A 20,967-nucleotide genomic window follows, 5' to 3' on the forward strand; every position below is an offset into this window, starting at 1 on the left:
AATTGGGTGTCGTTGGGCGATCTGGTTTGGTCGATGGATTCTTGTCTCCGGCGGGTAAAAATCGCAGCGTCCGTGATGATGTCTTTTAAAACGGGACGATCTCAAATACGCCTTCACCTGCCAGATCCTGATCTGCGCCAGACTTTAGCTGTGTGACGTCGAACAGGGTTTCAATTTCGACGGTCGTGCTCAGGCGGGTGAGCGGCACGTCTGCCCCGGCTATTTGCGGGCGCAGACCGGCACCGGGCATGAGCGGCATGGTGTGTGCGGTGCGGCTGGCGTCGAGCGTCGAGACCCACGTCACCGGCTGACCATCCGTTTGTCCTTGCGACAGCGTCAGTCTGAGCGTGGCGGCTTTCGGCGAATTGTTCGCCCGATATTCCCCGCCAGCACCCTGCGCTCCCCGGAAATACAGCGCAAAGCGGGTGGGGCGTATGCACAAGACATTGAGGGTATTATTTTGCTTTCCCAATGAAACCAGCCCCTGGGCAAGACGTTGCTGATTGACCTGAGCGGGGGCGATGCTGCCCAGGTCGTATTCAGGATTGCCGACGACCAGATTGCAGACGGCTTGCTCGGCAGATACCGGTTGCCCGATAGTCGCGGCAAGCAGGCACATGGCGTACAGGATGCGTCGGCGCAATGACGCGGAGGGAGTCTGTCCGGCGAGGTGTGCTGGCGTGATGAGTCGTGGCATTTTTTATCTCTGTTGAGTGACGTGTTCAGGACGCGATACGGCAGACCGTCTCGGCATGTTCGTAATAGGATTCGGTCAATGGCTTGGCGGGTAACTCCGCCTTGATCAGACAGGTCTGGTCGCCGTCGATTGTCACTTTCAAGGTCTCTTTCAATTGTTCGCCGGTCAGGAACACGGAGCCATTGCCGCCGACCGAGGTAATCCATTTCCCTGCCGAATCAAAAACGGAAGCGCCTTTATTCATGGGCGCGCCTCTGGCATTGAGAATTTTCAACAGCACGCGGCGCGTGGTCGTGACGTCGAATACGACGCTGCCGACCGCGCCGCGACTCAGACCCGTGGTGCGCATACCGTTTTTGACATCGGCATTTCTAGGCAGGGATTTGGTCGACATTTCCAGCCGCGTTTCGGTATACGGGTTGAGTGTGGCGACGGCCATTCCCTGGTAGTCGGTCCATACCGGGCCTTCGGGGGTTTGTATCCGAATGCCGGCGTGCCCCGACGATGAAATCAGGGTAAAGGTGTCGCGCACCGGATAGGGCGTCAGCGTCACGCCCTGATCGTGAATGACTACACCGCCCGTCAAACGGCCGTTATACGAGGAAGAACCTGAGCCGGACTGTGAGATGCCCAGATTGAGCCGCGCATATTTGGGCAGCATGGCAAGGCTGGCGCTGCTGCTGACCTGACGGCTGAGATTGTCGGTGCTGCCCGCCAGGTTATAGCTGATGTATTCATTGATCCGGTCGCTGTAATTGATCCGGCCCGTCTTGCTTCGGGTATTGCTGGTGACGGCGCTGGAGACACTGCCGGTGCCAAACGGGATGTTGATGCTGGCGTAAAGCTGCATATCCTTAGTGGCGCCAGTGGAGCGCTCCAGGTTGACGGAGGCGCTGACTCTGCCGAAATTTCTGCCCCAGCTGAGGCTGAGCCGACGCGAAGGAGGCGTGTTGTTGCCGCCGTTCGATTTCGAGTAACCGACCCCCAGTGCGCCCAGATCGGCGTTGTTGTAGCTCAGGTTGACGCTGAGTTGGCTGTTGCCGGAATGCACATAGGGCGTGGTCGGGATGCCCCGATTGTCTCTGGCATAGCCGGCGTCAGGCAGGCTTTCCGAATAAGTGCGAAAACTCTTGCCCTGGCGGCTGTACGAGGCCGAGGCCGATATGGCTTCATGTAGTTGCGCGCTGGCATTGACGGCTGTTTGCACGCCGAACCGCGATTGCGCGGACACATAGGAAAACAGTGTGGAGAGGCCAACCGACGTGCTGCTGGTGGGGGCCATATTCAGTTGTGTTCCCAGCCCGTGATAATGCGAGGAAGTCAGCGTGCCGATGGACACGCCGAGATTGCTTTTGAGCGGCAGCTCGGATCGGGTCACCATTAAGAGTTTGCTGCTGTCTCGACTTTTGTCGCCACTTCCATAGCGCCACGGCTTACCAATGGCGATCGAAAAGCTTCTTTCCTGCGGGACGTAACCGAGGGCGAAAGAACTGGCCAGTACCGCAAAGCGTTGTTGCACACCGTTTTCTTCGGTGACGGTGACCTCCAGATCCACGGTGGTGTTGTTGAGCGTCAGATCGGTCAGCCTGAACGGGCCGGGCGGGACGGTGGTGGTGTAGATCAGCGCACCGCCCTGGCGCACTTCGACCCGCGCTGTGGATTGGGCAATACCGGTCACGATCCCCTTGTTGCTTGCCTGACGCAGCAATGCGCCTTCGGGGAAAAGCTGCGCGCCCAGCAAAGGCGGCGTATCGAACATCGATCCTGCGGCGTTAATTTGCCCCGCCTGAAAAATCAATTTATGTTCCGGCAGACTCTTTTGCGCATAGGCGTCGAGATGCGAGAACTGCGCCTTGCCTTGATATTTGGAATAGGCCTGACGGGCGCGCAAGGTCCAGTCCCCTGCATTCAAACCGGTCTCGGTATTGGCTTGCAGGGAAGCGCTGCTGTTGCTGCCGGATTTGCTTTTCATGTAGAACGCATCGTAATTGAGCAAGCCGGCGGTGCCGCCGCGGGCAAAGCCGACGCCACTGGCTGCGGCGGTGGCCGGGAGCAGCGCTTGCTGCGGCACGATGAGTTCCACTTCCTCTTTTCCGGGACGCAGCCTGATGACGGACTGAGGATAGAGTTGCTGTAAATTGAGGCAGGAATCGTTCTTGGGATGACCGGCATCCTTTGGCGCGGGCGCGCTGATGTTGGCCCGCGCTAACAAATCTTTATCGACGCAGAGTTGCCCCTGCTTGTCAAAACGCGCCTGGGTGCGTCCCAGCTTGACGCCATTGACGAATAAAACGACATGGCTTGCGCCTGCCATGAAGCGTTTTTCATCCTTGAAAAATTCGGCAAGATCGGCCGGAAATCCGCGCGCTTTCAGGGTTTCCACGTCGAATGCACGCGGGTTGTCGGCGGCACTTGCCAGTGGCTGCTCCAAGAGCAGCGCAGTCATTAATCCGGCAAGTAATTTTGGATTCATGGTGGATCGTTCTCAGGGCAATCTTGACGTCGGACTCAGTTGTCCCGTGCGACGCGGAGGATCGTCACAGTCGGGGAATGAGGGGGCGGCGCTGGAGATGTCCCGTAAGGCGCTCAGGGCCGATTCAGGGTTCTTTCATGACGTTGTCGCGGTTGCCCTGATCTTGTGTGGCGCGTAGCCCGGTGCGCTGAATTGGCGCTTTTTTCTATAGCGCCTCGACGACAGCCTCCTGCGGGCCGTTCAGGTAGCCATTGACCGATGCCGGTTGAAAGCTCAGTTTTTCAATCGCGGCGGTGGGCTTGTCGCCGGACAGCGTAATTTTTTCGCCGGGCAAAATATAGGTTTTGGGCAGCGACAAGTTGCTTGCCGACGGCAGGGTCGTCACATTGGGTGCCATGCGCACGACGTAGGGGCCGGTGTTTTCGACCATCAGACCTTCTGCCGTATTGCGCCATTTCAGAAAAGTCCACGGCTTGTTGTTCTTGGCCAGACCTTTAGGTCGGATGATGACGGGGATGTTTTGACGAACCGACACTTGCAGCACATTGGGCGCGACTTGCGGGATGCCCTCGAAGGTGGCGCGTTTGAATCGTTCGGTTTTCAGATCGCTGTCGTCTTTGAGGATGAAGCGCACCAGCTGCGTATCTTTTGCATCGACCCGGGTAATCGGCGGTGTGACCAGCAATAAATCCGCTTCATCTTCCGGCACGTTCAGAATTTCGGTATGCAACAGGACCGGGCCGTCCGAGGTGTTCTGGAGATTCATGACGCCTTCGCCGTCGCTTTGCTCGATGATCACGACTGACGATTCCAGCTGCAACGAGGCGTGCGCTGGCACGCTCATTCCGGCCAGCGAGCCGATCAGCAGGGACGTGAGCGCAGCCATTTTTTTCAGCGAGAGCGATGTTGTTGTCATGTTTTTTCTCCGGAGATGGTGAATGAGGTCGCGTGCAGCGAAGGGCTCCATGATCGATTAATTGATGGTCGACAACCATCAGATGAGGCTTAAAAAGAGATTAAGAGTGGTCTGAATCTGTTCAGCGCAGGCAAGTTTTTTTTTCGCTGCAAGCAGCGCGCTTTTGAGTAAGTCCTTATGAAAAAAACAAGCAGCCCGAAAGCCATCCGGTTTAAAAAGGAACGATTTCAAACTGCCCTTCGCCACTCAGATCGCGATCCGAGCCGGAGCGCAGCAGCGATGCTTCGAACAGAGTTTCTATATCGACCGAGGCGCTTAACTGCGTGACCGGCAGGCTTTGTCCCCCGATCAGCGGATAGACGCCGTCACCGTGCAGCAGCTTCACTTCTGCGCCGTTACGGGAGGCATCCTGGCGCGAGGCCCAGCTTGCCGGTTTGCCATCGGCGTGCACTTGCCTCATCTTCAGTCGAAGCGTGGCGGCATCCGGTTTGCCGTTGATGCGATAGTCCCCATTCGCTCCCGGTGTAGCGCGAAAATAAATCGCAAAGCGGGTGGGCTGAGGACAGAGCACATGGAGGGTGTTGGTCTGTTGATTGAGCGAAACCAGTCCCTGTTTGAGGTCTTTCGGATTGGCTTCATAAGGCCCGATGTTACCTAAATCGAGTTCGGGCGTACTCACCGTGAGTTTGCACTCGCCCGGTTCGGCGAAGGCGGTGTGCGGGCTTGCCGCCAGGACGCACAGAGACAGTCCGCAGGCGATGGCGACAGCCTTGCGGCGAGGGCGATGGCTTGTTGCGGAGTTAATGAGGGTATTCATGCTTGTCCTGTTGCTAAGGTAATCGTGATGAGGTGGGGGCGGGCATGCCTCAGGCTGCCGGACGGCAAACTGCGTCGAGCTGTTCATAAAAGGCATCCGTAGGTGGTTTTTCCGGCAAGTCTGCGGACACGAAGCAAGAGGCACCGTCGGTCGTTGTCATGCGCAGCGTTTCTTTTAACTGTTCGCCGGTGAGCATCACGCCGCCGTTGTGGCTGACCGTGCTGATCCAGTCGCCCGCGGCGCTATACACCGAGGTGCCTTTGCTCAAAGGTTCGCCCTGCACGGAGAGAATTTTCAGCAAGACGCGACGGGTGCGCAGGACGTCGAAAGTCAAATTGCCGACCGCGCCCCGCGCCAGACCGGCGGTAACTTTGCCGTTTTTGACGTCGGTATTTCTCGGCAGGCTTTTGATGGCGATGTCCATCGGGCTTTCCGCGTACGGGGAAATGGAAGGCGCAACCGCCATGCCCCGGTAGTCGGTCCAGACCGGTCCCTGGCTGGTTTGTATTTTGGCCCCGGCGATGCCGGGGACGGAGAGCAGGGCGAAGGTGTCGCGCACGGCATAAGGCGACAAAGTGAGGCCCTTGTCATGCAGCACCAGACCGCCTGAAATGCGGCCGCTATACGAGGTCCGGTTGCCGTCATAGCGCGACATGCTCAAGCCCGCCTGCGCATATTTCGGCAGCGCCGATACGCTGGCGCTGGTGCCGATCTGACGGTTGCCTGAATCGGTTTGCGCCCCCACGCTATAGCTGGCGTATTCGTTGAAGCGGTCGCTGTAATCGATGCCGCCGCTGCGGCGCCGGCCAGTGCTGTTGACGGAGCTGCTCAGGCTGCCCGAGCCGATAGGAATATTGAGGCGGGCATACAGCAGCGTTTGCTTATCCGGCCCCGGCGACCGTTCAAGACTCAGAGAGGCGTTGACGCGTCCAAAATTGCGGCCCCAGTTCAGGCTGTAGCGACGGGAGGCGTAAGCGACGCCGTTACCTTTAAATTGCGAATAGCCGACGCCTACCGAACCCAATACGGCGTGCTGATAGCTCAGGTTCAGATTCAGTTGTTGATTGCCGGGCTGATAGTAGGGACGATACGGATGGTCGCGCAGGTCGGTGATGGTCGGCTGCTCCTGGATGGCTTCCGATCGTGAACGGAAATTGTTGGTGCGGAAGGTGTAGGAGGCCCCTGCCGATAAGCTGTCATGCAATTGCACGCTGGTGTTGACGGTGGTTTGGGTGCCGACTTCCTTGGTGCGTGGCACATAAGAAAAAAGGGTGCTCACGCCTGCGGATGAGGTACGGGTAGGTGCGCCGTTCAATTGCAACCCGACGGAGTGATAGCGCTGCGATGTCAGCGTACCGATGGCAACGCCGGCGCGGTTGCCCAGCGGCAGATTGGTTCTGGTCACCAGCAGCAGATCTTCTTTTTTCTGGTAGCGATCGTCCCCGCCGTAACTCCACGGTTTGCCCAGTGCGGCGGAAAAACTTTTTTCCTGCGGCGTGAATCCGACGGCGAAGGAATTGGCCGGCACGATGAAGCGACGCTGGGCGCCATTGCCTTCGATGACGGTCACGTCCAGATCGATATTGGTGTTGTTCAAGAGGAAACCGGTCAGCGAAAAGGGACCCGGCGGCACGATGGTGGAATGAATCAGTACGCCGCTCTGGCGGATTTCGACACGGGCTTCCATCTGCGCAATGCCATTGACCATCACCTGATTGCCAGCCTGTTGCAGCAGCGCCCCTTCCGGGAAAAATTGCGCGCCCAGCATGGCGGGCGTATCGAACATGGAGCTGGCGGCATTGATTTGCCCGACCTGGAAAACTGCCTTATGTGAGGGCAGACTGGTTTGCGCATAGGCGTCCAGATGCGCAAAGCGGGAACGCCCTTGAAAGCTGTAATACGACTGTCGACTACGCAAGGCCCAATCGTTCGTGTTGAGCCCGATTTCGGTCGTGCCCTGCACGGTGGTGTTGGTGCCGTGGGGTGAGCTGTTTTTCATGAACAGCATGTCGTAGTTGAACAGGCCGGCAGTGCCGCCGGTGGCAAAGTCGGCCGCGTTAAGGCTGCGGCTAACGGCGCGCAAGGCTTCCGGCGGGACGATCAGTTCAATCTCTTCCTTGCCGGGACGCAGCTTGGTGATGGCTGTGGGGTAAAACGCTTTTAAATTGCCGCAGACGTTCTTGCTTTGCTTGTCGTTGCTATCGTTGTCGTCCGTGTTTTGGTCGGGAAGGGCGATATTGGCGCGCGTCAGCAAATCGGCATCGATGCAGAGCTGGCCCTGTTCATCGAACCTGGCCTGGGCGCGTCCGAGCTTGCGGCCGTTGACAAAGAGCGTGACGTAATTGACGCCTGCGGTGAAACGTTTTCCCTCTTTGAAGAAATCGGCGAGGTCGGGCGACAATCCCAGCGACTTCAGTCTTGATGCAGAAAAGAGCGTTGACTTGTCTGACGCCATGGCAGGCAATGCCGGTACAAAGGACGCAGAGATCAATGTGGCAAGCAGCGTCGGTTTCATGGCGTATCTCACTATGTTTTTTCAGGCAAAGCGATCCCCCGGCGATGCCCCTGGGGGATTGCGATAAGGGAATTCAGAGTGTCTTCTTCGTCGCAGCGAGGAAGGTGGCATGCAGCCAGCATTGCTGGCCGCATGCGCTATTTCAGAAACCGCACCGTGGTCTGGGTAGCCAGGAAACGGTGGGAGGGAAGTCCCCTTCAGTTGTCAAACTCTGACGCCAAGGTCTGGCAGGTCTGGCAAGAGGTATTCCACTGAAGCGGTTTCTGTTGATCCGGTCACGTTGTTTCAGTCTTGAGTGTTCAAGATGAAATCTTGCAGACGGAGGCAGAGATAAAACCGGTTTTGCCGATATTTACATCACTGCAACGGTAATCGTGGCGCTACCTTCAAACTCAAGCGTGTCCGTATCTTTAGGCATCGGCAAATCCGTTTTCTTGACGAGTGTGGTGGCGACTTTGAGTGGGATCTCAAAATGGGTGCCACTTGCATTCTGAGAGGCGGAGTCTGCTGGAGCGAGCCGGTAATGGACGTTGGTTTTATTGGTCATGAATTGAGTTGAACTAAAGCCCGAATTGGCTATGGCCGCATCTATGGTTGCTCCGTCTACCAGTCGTGCAATGACGGGAGGGGCTCCTGTAACGCCAGTCGTGACCTTGATGTCACCTGCTTTCATGACGTAGAGGCCAACGGCGTTCATTTTGGTCGCATCGGTGGCATTGCTGGGTGCCAGGATGAAAGCTTCACCGACATTAATATTGGTACCCGCTACAAACTGGAAATCAAGGCTCCCTGGAAAGCTCGTGACGCTTGCTTTCCCCGAATCTATTGAGTGGAGCTTGATCGCAGTTTGTGCGGTACACGCCACTTTCAGCGTAATGTCGTGCGCTGGGAGTGGGGTAGGACTGCTGCTTCCCAAGCCACTTCTGATGTATTCGCCAAGGTCGATGGTGTGATCCGCGGCCGTCGACGTGAACTCGCAACTGCCAATGCCAACCTTGCCTTTGACCTTTACGTTGGCTACATTGGTTGCTGCCAAGGCGGAGCCAACCGTCATGGCCAATGCGGATGCTGCTATCAATTGCGTAGTGAATTTCATGTAAGAACTTTCTTTCCTCAATATAAATAGAGACGGTTTCTATTGATCCGATTTTTTTCAGGATGGGATCTTGTCGGCTGAAACAGAGATAAAACCGGGATCTAGATTTTTACAATACCGAAACGGTAAGCGTTGCCACACCTTCAAACTCAAGATCGTCACCGGTCGCAGGAGTCGGCAAACTTGTATTTTTGACGAGGGAGGTGGCTATTTCGACCGGGATCACAAACGTTTTGCCATAAGCCGTCGTGCCAGCATTGGATTTGAGGGCGAGCTTGTGATAAGGCTCGGCAGTCTTGGTCAGGTATTGATTGGTACTGGCGCCAGAGCCGAAGCCGCTTTCGGTGCTTGAGTCGACAAGGGTGGCATCGAGAGGTGTTTCTCCGCTTACGCCACTCGTTACCTTGATGTCACTTGCTTTCATGACGTATTTGCCAACGATTTTCTTTTCTGTCGCGGCTGAGGCGTTGGTGGCGGCCAGGTTGTAAGAGTCGACATTAGAGACGCTCATCGTGCCACCCGTGCTGAACTGGAAGTCGGCATTCGACGGGGCGCCTGTCAGACCTGCGATGGCGGCATCTTGCGAGTAAATCTTGATGCCGGTGATTGCTGAGCAATCTACGGTCAGTGTCATGTTACGAGTGCCGATGGGGTTGCTTTCCCTGGTCAAAGAATTTTTTGCAATCATGTCGTAGGTCACCGTGTTGTCTGGTGTGGTCGAGCTGATTGTGCAGCTTCCGATACCAATTTTCCCTTTGATCTTGATGTTTGCTACGCCGTCTACTGCAAAGGCGGAGCCGACTGCCAGGGCCAATGTCGATGCTGCTAAAAATTGCGTTGCGAGTTTCATGTAAAACCTTTCTTTGATGACGATAAAGTGCTGCCGCACAACCCATGCGGCAGCGAGTGATTGGCGCAAGCGCCGGTTACAACAACGGTTGTTGCTTATTCGACAGTGGCTTCATGCGTTGCTTTGATGAAGCCATTAATCGATGCCGGTTGGAACGACACTTTTTGGACGTCGGTAAGCGGAGCATGGGAAGGCAGCGTGATTTTTTCTCCGGGAAGCAGGTAATTTTTACTTAATAACAACTCGGTTCCTGCCGGCAGAAGTTTTATTCCCTCAAGCATGCGAACGATATAAGGGCTGGGGTTTTCAACGCTCAGTCCTTGTGCCGTGTTGCGCCATTTCAGGAGCTTCCACGGTGTGTCGTTCGGCGTCAGACCGGCGGGGCGAATCACGAGTCCGATGTTTTGGCGCAGGGCGATCTGGACTGAATTAGCGGCCGATTTGGGAATACCTTCGAAGGTGGCGCGTTTGAACCGTTCGGTTTTGATGGTGCCCGGGTCCTTGAGAATGAAGCGCACCAGCTGGGTGTCACCGCTGTCGAGGCGTGTGATCGGGGGCGCGACCAGAATCAGGTCTTCCTGATCTTCCGGCACGTTCACCACATCGACGTGCATCAGCATCGGAGAGTCGGCCTTGTTCTGCACCAGCATGGTGCCTTCCCCTTCGCTTTGTTCGACCATGACGGTGGGCGATTGCAATACCAGATTGGCGCGCGCGGCGGGGGTCCATGTGGACAGAACGGCCGCCAGTAATGAGGACGCCAGAATCATGTTCATTCCAGAAATTTTTTTTAGCGAGCAAGGCAATTTTTTCATGTTTTTTTTCCAGTGGTTGGGTTGCTTAAATGGAACGAAAAAGGATAGGGAAAATGGGCATGTTTCAGATCGTTACCCGTTTTTATTTATTGGTGATGGGCAACTTCCGATGGGTAGATGATCGCTTTAATGCTGCACGGAAACTATCAGCGCAGACTTAAAAATGCTTAGGAATGGTCTTAATTCTTGAGTTGTTTTTTTAATATTCAGGGGAGGATTGGCGCGCTTGAATCAGTCGGTAGCCTTGATGTTTTCCCTTCTCTTGCGCAAGAGGAGAGAGTTGATGCATCTGTATTGAGCGAGGACTCAGAGGGTTTGCCGGCGCGGCCTGAAATATTGATAGACGGACAAGTCAGAGGCGATGCGTCCTACTTTGCGCGCATTGGTTTACGTCGGCCGGCGAATTGTCGGTAGGTATGTTGTGTCCGTCGGAGGAAATGGCGGATTTGCCTTACAATGGCGACTTTGTCGAATTATTGGTGACTGTTTTGTCAAATATCGTCGAAATACGCGGTTTACATTTTGCCTATGGCCAGAGAGCGATCCTGTCGGATTTGCGCATGGACTTTCCGCGCGGCAAGGTGATTGCCGTCATGGGCGGTTCCGGTTCGGGGAAAACCACGATATTGCGACTGATCGGCGGCCAGTTACAGCCTCAGTCAGGTAGCGTGGAGGTGGACGGGCAGCAGGTGGATACTTTGCCTACGGCTGATCTTTATACTTTGCGCCGCAAGATGGGCATGCTGTTTCAGAACGGCGCTTTGTTTACCGATATGTCGGTGTTTGAGAACGTGGCATTTCCTCTGCGCGAGCACACCCGCTTGCCTGAGTCGGCCATTCACGATCTGGTGCTGCTCAAGCTCAATGCGGTCGGTTTGCGCAATGCAGCGCAGTTGCGGCCGTCTGAAATTTCCGGCGGCATGGGGCGGCGTGTGGCGCTGGCCCGCGCCATTGCTCTCGATCCGGCGCTGATTATGTACGACGAGCCGTTTGCCGGGCTCGATCCGATCTCCATGGGCGTGACCGCCAATCTGATCCGCAAGCTCAACGATGCGCTGGGTTCGACCTCGATTGTGGTGTCGCACGATGTGGATGAGTCTTTTCTGATTGCCGATTACGTCTATTTCCTGTCGAACGGCAAGGTGGTGGCACAAGGCACGCCGCAAGAAATGCGCGCTTCGACCGATCCCTACGTCATACAGTTCGTCAATGCTGCGGCGGACGGGCCGGTGCCCTTCCATTACCCGGGAAAGACTGTGGCGGAAGACCTTGGTCTGGAGAAGCGTTTATGATCATCATCAATCTACTGGCGGCCATCGGCGCGTGGCTGAGGGAGCTGGCGACGGGACTGGGATTTGCTGCCCGTCTGTTCGTCAACATCGTGCGCGCTTCGGGCGGACTGTGGCGTCGGCCGCGGCTCATTACCGCGCAGATTCACTTCATTGGCAATTATTCGCTGGTGATTATTGCCGTTTCCGGGCTGTTCGTCGGTTTTGTGCTGGGTTTGCAGGGGTATTACACACTGAACAAGTACGGCTCCGAGCAGGCCCTGGGTCTGCTGGTGGCCTTGTCGCTGACACGCGAGCTGGGGCCAGTGGTGACGGCCTTGCTGTTTGCCGGTCGCGCCGGTACGTCGCTGACAGCGGAAATCGGTCTGATGAAAGCCGGCGAGCAGTTGTCGGCAATGGAAATGATGGCGGTCGATCCTTTGCAGCGTGTGATCGCGCCGCGTTTTTGGGCCGGCGTGGTGGCGATGCCGATTCTGGCGGCGATTTTCAGCGCCGTGGGCGTGCTGGGCGGATATGTGGTCGGCGTGCTGCTGATCGGTATCGACGAGGGCGCTTTCTGGTCGCAAATGCAGGGTGGGGTGGATGTCTGGAGCGATATCGCGAATGGTGTGCTGAAAAGCGCGGTGTTTGGTGTGGCCGTGACGTTTATTGCGCTGATGCAGGGATATGAGGCCAAGCCGACGCCGGAAGGCGTGGCGCGCGCGACTACCCGTACGGTGGTGATTGCTTCGTTGACGGTGCTGGGGCTGGATTTCCTGCTGACGGCGTTGATGTTCAGCTAATTAGCGGTTTAAAAAATCGCGTTTCACAACAAAAAGGTAATGGGGTATGCAACGTAAATCACTGGATGCATGGGTTGGGCTATTCATTCTGCTGGGACTGGCGGCGCTGGTATTTCTGGCGCTCAAGGTCGGCAATCTGAGTTCCTTGTCGCTGTCGCAGAATGACTACACGGTTTCGGCCAAATTCGACAATATCGGTGGACTCAAGCCGCGTGCGGCCGTCAAGAGCGCCGGGGTGGTGGTCGGTCGGGTCGATGCCATCCGGTTTGACGATAAATCGTATCAGGCGCTGGTCACTATGCGGCTTGATCGCAGCTACCAGTTCCCCAAGGATAGCTCTGTTAAGATTCTGACATCGGGTCTGCTCGGCGAGCAATACCTCGGCCTTGAGCCCGGTGGGGATATCAAAAATTTGGTTGAAGGCGACAAAATTACAATGACGCAGTCGGCGATCGTGCTGGAAAATTTGATTAGCCAGTTTTTATATAGCAAAGCAGCAGATGGTAAGGACAATTCCAAATGAAAATAACAAAACGTATCTGCACAGTAGCGGTCATGGTGGCATTAAGCGGTTGCGCTTCCACATCGGGCGGTAATAGCGCCAATGATCCGTTCGAGGGGTATAACCGCGCGGCCTACAGCTTCAATGAGACGCTTGATAAAGTGGCGCTGAAGCCGGCTGCCACAGCCTATGAGGCTATCCTGCCGCAGTTCGTGCAAACGGCCATCGGCAATTTTTTCGGCAATATTGGCGACCTTTATTCGGCAGTCAATCAACTGTTGCAGGGGAAAATCAACGAAGGCGTGAGCACCATCATGCGCGTTTCGCTCAATACGACTTTCGGTCTGGGCGGTGTGCTCGACATCAGCTCCGAAGCCGGTCTGACCAAGCATAAATCCGATTTCGGCGTGACGCTGGGTGTCTGGGGTGTCGGCGCAGGTCCTTACGTTGTGCTGCCGCTGCTGGGGCCGACAACCTTGCGCGACACGGTCGCTTTGCCAGCGGATATTTACGGTGATGTGTGGAGTTACAAGTATCCGGTGAATGGTCGCAATATCGGTTACGGTGTGCGCCTGATCGACCGGCGCGCCCAATTGCTGGATGCCACTACCCTGCTGGAAGACGCTGCGCTGGATAAATATGTCTTTGTGCGCGATGCCTATCTGCAAAGTCGTCAGGCCCGGATTGATGGTGGTCGGGACTATCGGCCTATGGACAAGTCACCGGCTACGACGGACGATCCGGGACTGAGCCCGGGAAAGTAATCAGAGCCTCCGAGGTTCCCGATCAAAGTCGCGCCGGCAAGCTTGCTGAGAGTTGCCGGCGCGTTATTTAATAAATGGAAAGAATGCGATGTTGAAGAAATTATTGATAGCAGGTATGACATTTGGCGCCATGGCGTTTGCAGGCACAGCATCGGCACAGGAAGCGCCTGATGCATTGGTCAAGCGCATTGGTAATGAAGTATTGGCAGCGGCCCAGGCCGATCCTGAAATCCGGGCAGGCAATATTGCTCATATGACCGCCCTGGTCGAACAGAAAATTCTGCCGTATGTGGATTTCGAGCGCATGACCTCGCTGGCTGCCGGCCGTTACTGGCGCGATGCAACAGCCGAGCAAAAGAAACAGTTGATGACCGAGTTCCGCAGCTTGCTGATCTTTACGTATTCCGGGGCCCTGGCGCAGGTGCATGACCAGAAAATTGAGTTCAAGCCAATGCGCAACGATCCCGCTGATACCGAAGTGGAAGTGCGCTCGCAAATTATCCAGCCGCGTGGCGAGCCTATCCAGCTTAACTATCGCCTCGAAAAATTGCCTACAGGCTGGAAAATGTTTGACATTAACGTCCTCGGTGCATGGCTGGTCGAGACGTACAAGGGCACGTTTGCGGCCGAAATCAGCAAGGGCGGCATTGACGGCCTGATCGCTACTTTGTCGGCCAAGAACAAGCAACTGGCCGCCCGTTCTGCGCCAAAATCTAAGTAAGAAAACTGCTGATGAAGCTACTGGGCGGCGCAGTCGAAGAGTTGAAATTGCGCCGCTCGTTATATTGACTAAGAGTTTTAACTGCAAAATATTCACAGCAAAATCAGGCGGTCGGCCACTGTAGCCGGCTCAATTTTTCACCGCGTCCCCACTCAAGCAACCGCGAATGTCTATGTTTCTACCCGCTTCCAACCTGAACTTTGCCAATGCCAACGAAGTGCTCGAGGCCGGGCTGCGGGCCATTGAGGCGGGGCAGACGACGATAGACCTTGGCTCCCTTCTTAGCGTCGATTCCTCTGCGGTGGCCATTTTGCTGGCATGGCGACGTGCGGCAGAAAAAAAGGGCGCTGCGCTGGAGCTGACGCAGATGCCGTCTAATCTGCAAAGTCTGACCGAGTTGTATGGGGTATCGGCCTTGTTGCACGCTACACCCCGCGCCGCGCCCGCATCCGCTATCGCGCATCACTGACCTCTTCTTTCCTCGTGCCGCCCCTGCTTGCATGATCGGCATCTGGCCGGTTTCAGGCTTCAATGGCGGAAATCTCTTATAATCGACGGTTCGGTTGCCTCACATGATGGCAGTGCGAACTGGCATTGTGAATCTGTCGTGGCGCGTCGATGTTTGCCGAGTCGCGTATCTCTACCCTGCTCCGCGCACTACCGGACAGTCGTCCCGCCGTTCACTTTAAGAAGCAAACGCCCATGCTCGCTTTACAAATAAATCAAGTCAAAAAGCGCTACCAGTCACTGGTCGCGCTGGACGGTATTTCTCTGGATATAGAAGAAGGCGAATTTTTCGGTCTGCTGGGTCCTAACGGCGCAGGCAAGACCACGCTGATTTCGATTATCGCCGGCCTCAACCGCGCCGATTCTGGCAACGTGATCATCAACGGCCACGATGTCGTGACCGATTACCGCGCTGCCCGCACCAAGCTGGGCGTGGTGCCGCAGGAACTGGTGTTCGATCCCTTCTTCACCGTGCGCGAAACCTTGCGCATGCAATCCGGCTATTTCGGGCTGAAGAACAACGACAAGTGGATAGACGAGATCATGGATAACCTCGATCTCACCAGCAAGGCCGATACCAATACCCGCGCCTTGTCCGGCGGCATGAAGCGTCGGGTGCTGGTTGCCCAGGCGCTGGTGCATAAACCGCCAGTCATCCTGCTCGATGAGCCGACTGCCGGCGTCGATGTCGAATTGCGTCAGACCTTGTGGAAGTTCATCGGTCGTCTCAATCGCGAAGGCCACACTATCGTACTGACCACGCATTATCTGGAAGAAGCGCAAGCCCTGTGCAACCGCATCGCCATGCTCAAGACCGGTCGCGTAGTGGCGCTGGATACGACAGCCGCGCTGATCCGCCGTATTTCCGGTTCGCAACTGGTGCTCAGACTCAAGCAGGGCATGTTGCCGGAGTCGCTCAGGCCGCTGCTGTCGCGCCCCGAAGAAGCACTGTCCGGCCAGCAATACACCTTGCGCGTGACCGACTACAGCGGCGTCGAACCTATTCTGGCGACGCTGCGTGAAGCGGGCGCGGTCATCGACGATATGCAATTGAAGCAAGCCGATCTGGAAGATGTCTTTATTCAGATCATGGGAGACGCACAATGATTGGCTTTCAAACCCTGTTTTACAAGGAAGTGCTGCGCTTCTGGAAAGTCGCCACGCAAACCGTGACGGCCCCTATCGTCACGGCCCTGTTGTATCTGATGATCTTCGGCCATGTGCTGCAAGATCGCGTACAGGTCTATCCCGGCGTGCAATACACCGGCTTCCTGATTCCCGGACTGGTAATGATGAGCGTGCTGCAAAACGCCTTCGCCAACAGTTCTTCGTCGCTGATTCAGTCGAAGATCACCGGCAATCTGGTATTCGTGTTGCTGACTCCGCTGTCGCACTGGGAACTGTTCGGCGGCTATGTGCTGGCGGCCGTCGTGCGCGGGCTGGCAGTGGGTGCCGGCGTATTTGTCGTTACCGTCTGGTTCGGCCATCTGAGTTTCTCTGCTCCGTGGTGGATTGTGATTTTCGCCGTGCTGGGCGCGGCCATCCTCGGCACCATGGGATTGCTGGCCGGCATCTGGGCCGAAAAATTCGACCAGCTGGCGGCGTTCCAGAATTTCCTGATCGTGCCGCTGACCTTTCTGGCCGGCGTGTTTTATTCGATCCATTCGCTGCCCCCTATCTGGCAAACGATCTCGCATTTCAACCCCTTCTTTTACATGATCGACGGTTTCCGTTACGGCTTCTTCGGACAGTCCGATATCGATCCGCTCATCAGTTTCGGGATTGTCAGCGTCTTTTTCATCGTGCTGGCCACGCTGACGGTGCGCCTGCTCAAGAGCGGCTACAAACTGCGCAGCGGCACACACTGATCCATTTCTTTTACAGAGAACCGAACCATGCTGCCTACTCCCGAACTTGTTAAAAGCTATATCGCCGCCGGACTTTCCTGTGATCACCTGGAAGTCGAAGGCGACGGCCAGCATTTCAATGCGGTCATCGTTTCCGATGCCTTTGCCGGCAAGCGACTGATTCAGCGCCATCAACTGGTGTACGCTGCGCTCGGCGACCGCATGCGTGAAGAGATTCACGCTTTGTCGATGAAAACCCTCACCCCTGACGAATTCAAGAAATAACGGACCTTTTGGTATGGACAAGCTATTGATTCAAGGCGGACACCGCCTTTCCGGCGACATTGTGGTCTCCGGTGCAAAAAATGCGGCATTGCCGATTCTGTGCGCGGGGCTGCTGACGGCCGATACGCTGCAGCTGTCGAACGTGCCGCAATTGCAAGATGTTTCCACCATGCTCACGCTGTTGCGGCAGATGGGCTTGCGCGTCGAACAGGACGGGCATTCGGTCGTCTTGAACGGCGGCGCCATCGACAAGCTCGAAGCGCCCTACGAAATGGTCAAGACCATGCGTGCCGCGATTCTGGTCCTTGGCCCCTTGCTGGCGCGTTTCGGCGAAGCCAAGGTGTCGCTGCCCGGTGGCTGCGCCATCGGTTCGCGTCCGGTCGATCAGCACATCAAGGGCTTGCAGGCGATGGGGGCGGACATCACCATTGACGCCGGCTATATCTACGCCAAGGCCAAGCGGCTCAAGGGGGCGCGTGTGGTGACCGACATGATTACCGTCACCGGCACCGAAAACTTGCTGATGGCCGCGACCCTCGCCGATGGCGAAACGATACTGGAAAATGCCGCACGCGAGCCGGAAGTCGGCGATCTGGCCCGGCTGTTGATTTCCATGGGTGCGCGCATTGAAGGCGTGGGTACTGACCGTCTGGTCATCCAGGGCGTCACCAGCCTGCACGGCGCGCAACATGCCGTCATCGCCGACCGTATCGAAACCGGCACCTTTTTGTGTGCCGTGGCAGCGACCGGCGGCGACGTCACGCTGCACAACACCCGCAGCAATCTGCTCGATGCGGCGATGGACAAGTTGCGCGAAGCTGGCGCTATCCTGACTTCCGGCGACGACTGGATACGGGTGCAAATGGCGGCCCGACCCAAGGCAGTGAGCTTCCGCACGACCGAATATCCGGGATTTCCAACCGACATGCAGGCGCAGTTCATGGCCTTGAATTGCATCGCCGACGGCACCAGCCATGTCACTGAAACGATTTTTGAAAACCGTTTCATGCACGTGCAGGAATTGAACCGTCTGGGCGCGGCAATCGACATCGAAGGCAATACCTCGATTATTAAAGGCGTGCCGCATTTTGTCGGCGCACCGGTGATGGCGACCGATTTGCGGGCGTCGGCTTCGCTGGTCATTGCCGGTCTGGCTGCGCACGGTGAAACGCTGATCGAGCGTATTTATCATCTGGATCGCGGCTACGACCGCATGGAAGTCAAGCTGTCGTCGGTCGGCGCGCAGATCGAACGCGTCAAGTAATTCCCGGCAATCCGCCGCATTGAAGCAGAACAGACAAGAACAGACAGGCATCTCATGAATCAGCAATTGACCCTGGCGCTCTCCAAAGGGCGCATCTTTGAAGAAACCTTGCCCCTGCTGGAAGCGGCAGGCATCGTAGTCACGGAAAATCCCGAAACCTCGCGCAAGCTGATTTTGCAGACCAACGACCCCGATGTCCGGGTCATCGTGGTGCGCGCATCGGATGTGCCGACCTACGTGCAATATGGCGCGGCCGATTTCGGCGTGGCCGGTAAAGATATTCTGCTGGAACATGGCGGCGAGGGCTTGTATCAGCCTATCGATCTGCGCATTGCCAAATGCCGCTTGTCGGTCGCAGTGCAAGAGGGCTTCGATTACGCCAGTGCCGTACGTCACGGCGCGCGCCTGCGGGTAGTGACCAAATATGTCAAAACGGCGCGTGAGCATTTCGCCGCCAAAGGGGTGCATGTGGACCTCATCAAATTGTATGGCTCGATGGAACTGGGGCCGCTGGTCGGTCTGTCCGACGCCATCGTCGATCTGGTCAGCACCGGCAATACCTTGCGCGCCAACAAGCTGGTGGAAGTCGAGCACATCATGGATATCTCGTCGCGTCTGGTCGTCAATCAGGCGGCATTGAAAATGAAGCGTGAGCGTTTGCAGCCTATCCTGGATGCATTTGAAAAAGCAGCACGGGCGGAGTAAGCACATGAACATTGCAATCAGAAAACTGGATGCGGCAGCAGATGACTTCGCCGCCACGCTGAAAGCATTGCTGGCCTTTGATGCCAGCGAGGATGCGGCCATCGAACGCGCCACGGCCGACATTCTGGCTGACGTCAGAGTGCGCGGCGACGCAGCCGTACTCGATTACACGCAACGCTTTGACCGGCTCTCAGCAGACTCCGTGGCCGCGCTGGAAATCGGCGCGGAGGAATTGCAAGCCGCGCTGGCGCAATTGCCAGCGGCGCGCCGTGCGGCTTTGCAGACGGCAGCCGACCGCGTACGCGCTTATCACGAGCGGCAAAAGCAGGAATGCGGCTCGGATGGATTTTTGTACACCGAAGCCGACGGCACAGTGTTAGGTCAGAAAGTGACGCCGCTGGATAGGGTCGGCATTTACGTGCCGGGCGGCAAGGCGGCGTATCCCTCCTCGGTACTGATGAATGCGATTCCGGCCAAGGTGGCTGGCGTGGCGCAAGTCGTGATGGTGGTGCCGACGCCGGACGGCGTGCGCAACCAGCTCGTACTGGCGGCTGCGGCGATGGCCGGTGTGGACCGCGTTTTCACTATGGGCGGGGCGCAGGCCGTCGGCGCGCTGGCCTATGGCACGGCGACCATTGCCGCCGTCGATAAAATCGTCGGACCGGGCAATGCCTATGTGGCAGCGGCCAAGCGGCGCGTCTTCGGCACTGTCGGCATCGACATGATCGCCGGACCGTCGGAAATTCTCATTGTGTGCGACGGCAGTACCGATCCCGACTGGATTGCGATGGACCTGTTTTCGCAGGCCGAGCATGATGAGTTGGCGCAATCGATCCTGCTGTGTCCTGACGCCGCTTATCTCGAGCAGGTCGAAGCCAGCATCAACCGTTTGCTACCGACCATGCCGCGCGCCGACGTGATCCGTACTTCGCTGACCAATCGTGGCGCGCTGATCAAGGTGCGCGACATGCAGCAGGCCTGCGATATCGCCAATCAGATCGCTCCCGAGCATCTGGAAATTTCCACCGAACAGCCGCAGTACTGGGCCGATCGCATCCGCCATGCGGGAGCGATGTTCCTGGGACGCTTTTCTTCCGAAGCGCTGGGCGATTACTGCGCCGGACCGAATCACGTGTTGCCGACTTCGCGCACGGCACGGTTTTCATCGCCGCTGGGCGTTTATGACTTCCAGAAGCGTTCGAGCATCATCCACGTCAGTGAAGCGGGCGCGCAAACGCTGGGCCGCGTGGCGGCAGAGCTGGCCTATGGCGAAGGTTTGCAGGCGCATGCGCGTTCTGCCGAACTGCGCCTGAAATGAATGGGATGAGCGCCGCATTGCGGCAGTGGCATGCGTGATTGGGCAGATCAGGTCTATTGCGAAGATGCGCTGACCGGACTGGCGCGTATTCCCGACGGTGCTATCGATTTGCTGATTGCCGATCCCCCTTATGGATTAGGCAAGGACTACGGCAACGATTCCGACAAACTGGATGCCGACGCTTACCTGCTCTGGATGCAGCAGTGGATCGATGCGGCTTTGCCCAAGCTCAAGCCCAGCGGCAGTCTGTACATCTTTCTGACCTGGCGCTACTCCCCCGAAATTTTTGTGCTGCTCAAACAGCGCATGACGATGATGAATGAAATCATCTGGGATCGCCGGGTGCCCTCGATGGGCGGCAGCACGCGCAAATTTTCTTCGGTGCATGACACGATAGGATTTTTCGTCAATGCCAAGGATTATTACTTTGACCTCGACGCCATTCGCATTCCTTACGATGCCGTGACCAAGAAAGCGCGGTCGCGGTCGATTTTCGTGGGAGCCAAGTGGCTGGAATTGGGCTACAACCCGAAGGATGTCTGGAGCGTGTCGCGCTTGCACCGGGAGCATAAGGAACGGGCCGACCATCCGACGCAAAAACCGCTGGAAATCGTCGAGCGCATGATTAAAGCTTCTTGCCCGCCGGGCGGCGTGGTGCTCGATCCCTTCATGGGCAGCGGCACCACTGCCGTCGCAGCCAAGCGCTGCGGGCGGCAATTCGTCGGGTTTGAACTCAACGCCGATTATTGCGCCATGATCGAACAACGGCTGGCAACGCTGGATACGGCAAGTACGGGAGAGTAA

At 56.8% G+C, this 20,967-nt stretch carries 21 protein-coding genes; 13 read left to right on the forward strand and 8 right to left on the reverse strand.

Annotation, left to right across the window (positions count from 1 at the left end):
- Positions 1 to 85 precede the first annotated feature (85 nt).
- From RGU70_RS05275 to RGU70_RS05310, 8 genes are all read right to left on the reverse strand, one after another.
- Complete coding sequence (locus RGU70_RS05275; RefSeq protein WP_322208345.1) at positions 86 to 697, reverse strand: hypothetical protein; 612 nt, start codon at positions 695 to 697, stop codon at positions 86 to 88.
- A gap of 25 nt (positions 698 to 722) precedes the next feature.
- Positions 723 to 3,170, reverse strand: a complete 2,448-nt coding sequence (locus RGU70_RS05280) for a fimbria/pilus outer membrane usher protein (protein WP_322208347.1) — start codon at positions 3,168 to 3,170, stop codon at positions 723 to 725.
- A 205-nt stretch (positions 3,171 to 3,375) separates the two neighbouring features.
- Entirely contained in the window at positions 3,376 to 4,086 is a 711-nt protein-coding gene (locus RGU70_RS05285; protein ID WP_322208349.1) for a fimbria/pilus chaperone family protein, read from the reverse strand.
- Between the two features lie 211 nt (positions 4,087 to 4,297).
- Complete coding sequence (locus tag RGU70_RS05290; protein ID WP_322208350.1) at positions 4,298 to 4,903, reverse strand: hypothetical protein; 606 nt, start codon at positions 4,901 to 4,903, stop codon at positions 4,298 to 4,300.
- Between the two features lie 49 nt (positions 4,904 to 4,952).
- A complete protein-coding gene (locus RGU70_RS05295) occupies positions 4,953 to 7,418 on the reverse strand; it encodes a fimbria/pilus outer membrane usher protein (RefSeq protein ID WP_322208351.1) in 2,466 nt (821 codons plus the stop codon).
- Positions 7,419 to 7,770: 352 nt separating this feature from the next.
- Positions 7,771 to 8,514, reverse strand: coding sequence for a hypothetical protein (locus RGU70_RS05300; RefSeq protein ID WP_322208352.1), 744 nt, complete (start codon positions 8,512 to 8,514; stop codon positions 7,771 to 7,773).
- A gap of 109 nt (positions 8,515 to 8,623) precedes the next feature.
- On the reverse strand, positions 8,624 to 9,364 hold the full coding sequence (locus tag RGU70_RS05305; protein WP_322208353.1) for a DUF1120 domain-containing protein: 741 nt from the start codon (positions 9,362 to 9,364) through the stop codon (positions 8,624 to 8,626).
- A gap of 95 nt (positions 9,365 to 9,459) precedes the next feature.
- Entirely contained in the window at positions 9,460 to 10,179 is a 720-nt protein-coding gene (locus RGU70_RS05310) for a fimbria/pilus chaperone family protein (RefSeq protein ID WP_322208354.1), read from the reverse strand.
- Positions 10,180 to 10,667: 488 nt separating this feature from the next.
- Here RGU70_RS05310 and RGU70_RS05315 point away from each other — a divergent pair, with 488 nt between their 5' ends.
- The 13 genes from RGU70_RS05315 (at position 10,668) to RGU70_RS05375 (ending at position 20,967) form a co-directional block, all read left to right on the forward strand.
- The gene (locus RGU70_RS05315) at positions 10,668 to 11,471 is read left to right on the forward strand and encodes an ABC transporter ATP-binding protein (protein ID WP_322210707.1); all 804 of its coding nucleotides are present in this window, start codon (positions 10,668 to 10,670) and stop codon (positions 11,469 to 11,471) included.
- Positions 11,468 to 12,250, forward strand: coding sequence for a lipid asymmetry maintenance ABC transporter permease subunit MlaE (gene mlaE / locus RGU70_RS05320; protein ID WP_322208355.1), 783 nt, complete (start codon positions 11,468 to 11,470; stop codon positions 12,248 to 12,250). Before RGU70_RS05315 ends, mlaE begins: the two co-directional genes overlap by 4 nt.
- A 46-nt stretch (positions 12,251 to 12,296) precedes the next feature.
- Positions 12,297 to 12,773, forward strand: coding sequence for an outer membrane lipid asymmetry maintenance protein MlaD (gene mlaD, locus RGU70_RS05325; protein WP_322208356.1), 477 nt, complete (start codon positions 12,297 to 12,299; stop codon positions 12,771 to 12,773).
- A complete protein-coding gene (locus tag RGU70_RS05330) occupies positions 12,770 to 13,516 on the forward strand; it encodes a VacJ family lipoprotein (protein WP_322208357.1) in 747 nt (248 codons plus the stop codon). Before mlaD ends, RGU70_RS05330 begins: the two co-directional genes overlap by 4 nt.
- Positions 13,517 to 13,631: 115 nt before the next feature.
- Positions 13,632 to 14,237 carry an ABC transporter substrate-binding protein gene (locus RGU70_RS05335; protein WP_322208358.1) on the forward strand — a complete coding sequence of 202 codons (606 nt, stop codon included), beginning with the start codon at positions 13,632 to 13,634 and terminating at the stop codon, positions 14,235 to 14,237.
- Between the two features lie 166 nt (positions 14,238 to 14,403).
- Entirely contained in the window at positions 14,404 to 14,706 is a 303-nt protein-coding gene (locus tag RGU70_RS05340; RefSeq protein ID WP_323505491.1) for an STAS domain-containing protein, read from the forward strand.
- Positions 14,707 to 14,939: 233 nt separating this feature from the next.
- Positions 14,940 to 15,851, forward strand: a complete 912-nt coding sequence (locus RGU70_RS05345) for an ABC transporter ATP-binding protein (protein WP_322208359.1) — start codon at positions 14,940 to 14,942, stop codon at positions 15,849 to 15,851.
- The gene (locus tag RGU70_RS05350; protein WP_322208360.1) at positions 15,848 to 16,612 is read left to right on the forward strand and encodes an ABC transporter permease; all 765 of its coding nucleotides are present in this window, start codon (positions 15,848 to 15,850) and stop codon (positions 16,610 to 16,612) included. Before RGU70_RS05345 ends, RGU70_RS05350 begins: the two co-directional genes overlap by 4 nt.
- A 27-nt stretch (positions 16,613 to 16,639) precedes the next feature.
- Positions 16,640 to 16,876, forward strand: a complete 237-nt coding sequence (locus RGU70_RS05355; protein WP_322208361.1) for a BolA family protein — start codon at positions 16,640 to 16,642, stop codon at positions 16,874 to 16,876.
- A 13-nt stretch (positions 16,877 to 16,889) separates the two neighbouring features.
- Entirely contained in the window at positions 16,890 to 18,140 is a 1,251-nt protein-coding gene (gene murA, locus RGU70_RS05360) for a UDP-N-acetylglucosamine 1-carboxyvinyltransferase (protein ID WP_322208362.1), read from the forward strand.
- A 54-nt stretch (positions 18,141 to 18,194) separates the two neighbouring features.
- A complete protein-coding gene (gene hisG / locus RGU70_RS05365) occupies positions 18,195 to 18,845 on the forward strand; it encodes an ATP phosphoribosyltransferase (protein ID WP_322208363.1) in 651 nt (216 codons plus the stop codon).
- Between the two features lie 4 nt (positions 18,846 to 18,849).
- Positions 18,850 to 20,163: a histidinol dehydrogenase gene (gene hisD / locus RGU70_RS05370; RefSeq protein WP_322208364.1), complete on the forward strand. Its 1,314-nt coding sequence runs from the start codon at positions 18,850 to 18,852 to the stop codon at positions 20,161 to 20,163.
- A 30-nt stretch (positions 20,164 to 20,193) separates the two neighbouring features.
- Entirely contained in the window at positions 20,194 to 20,967 is a 774-nt protein-coding gene (locus RGU70_RS05375) for a site-specific DNA-methyltransferase (RefSeq protein ID WP_322208365.1), read from the forward strand.

The sequence above is a fragment of the Herbaspirillum sp. RTI4 genome (genome assembly GCF_034313965.1).
In the GTDB taxonomy this organism is placed as follows: domain Bacteria; phylum Pseudomonadota; class Gammaproteobacteria; order Burkholderiales; family Burkholderiaceae_D; genus Herbaspirillum.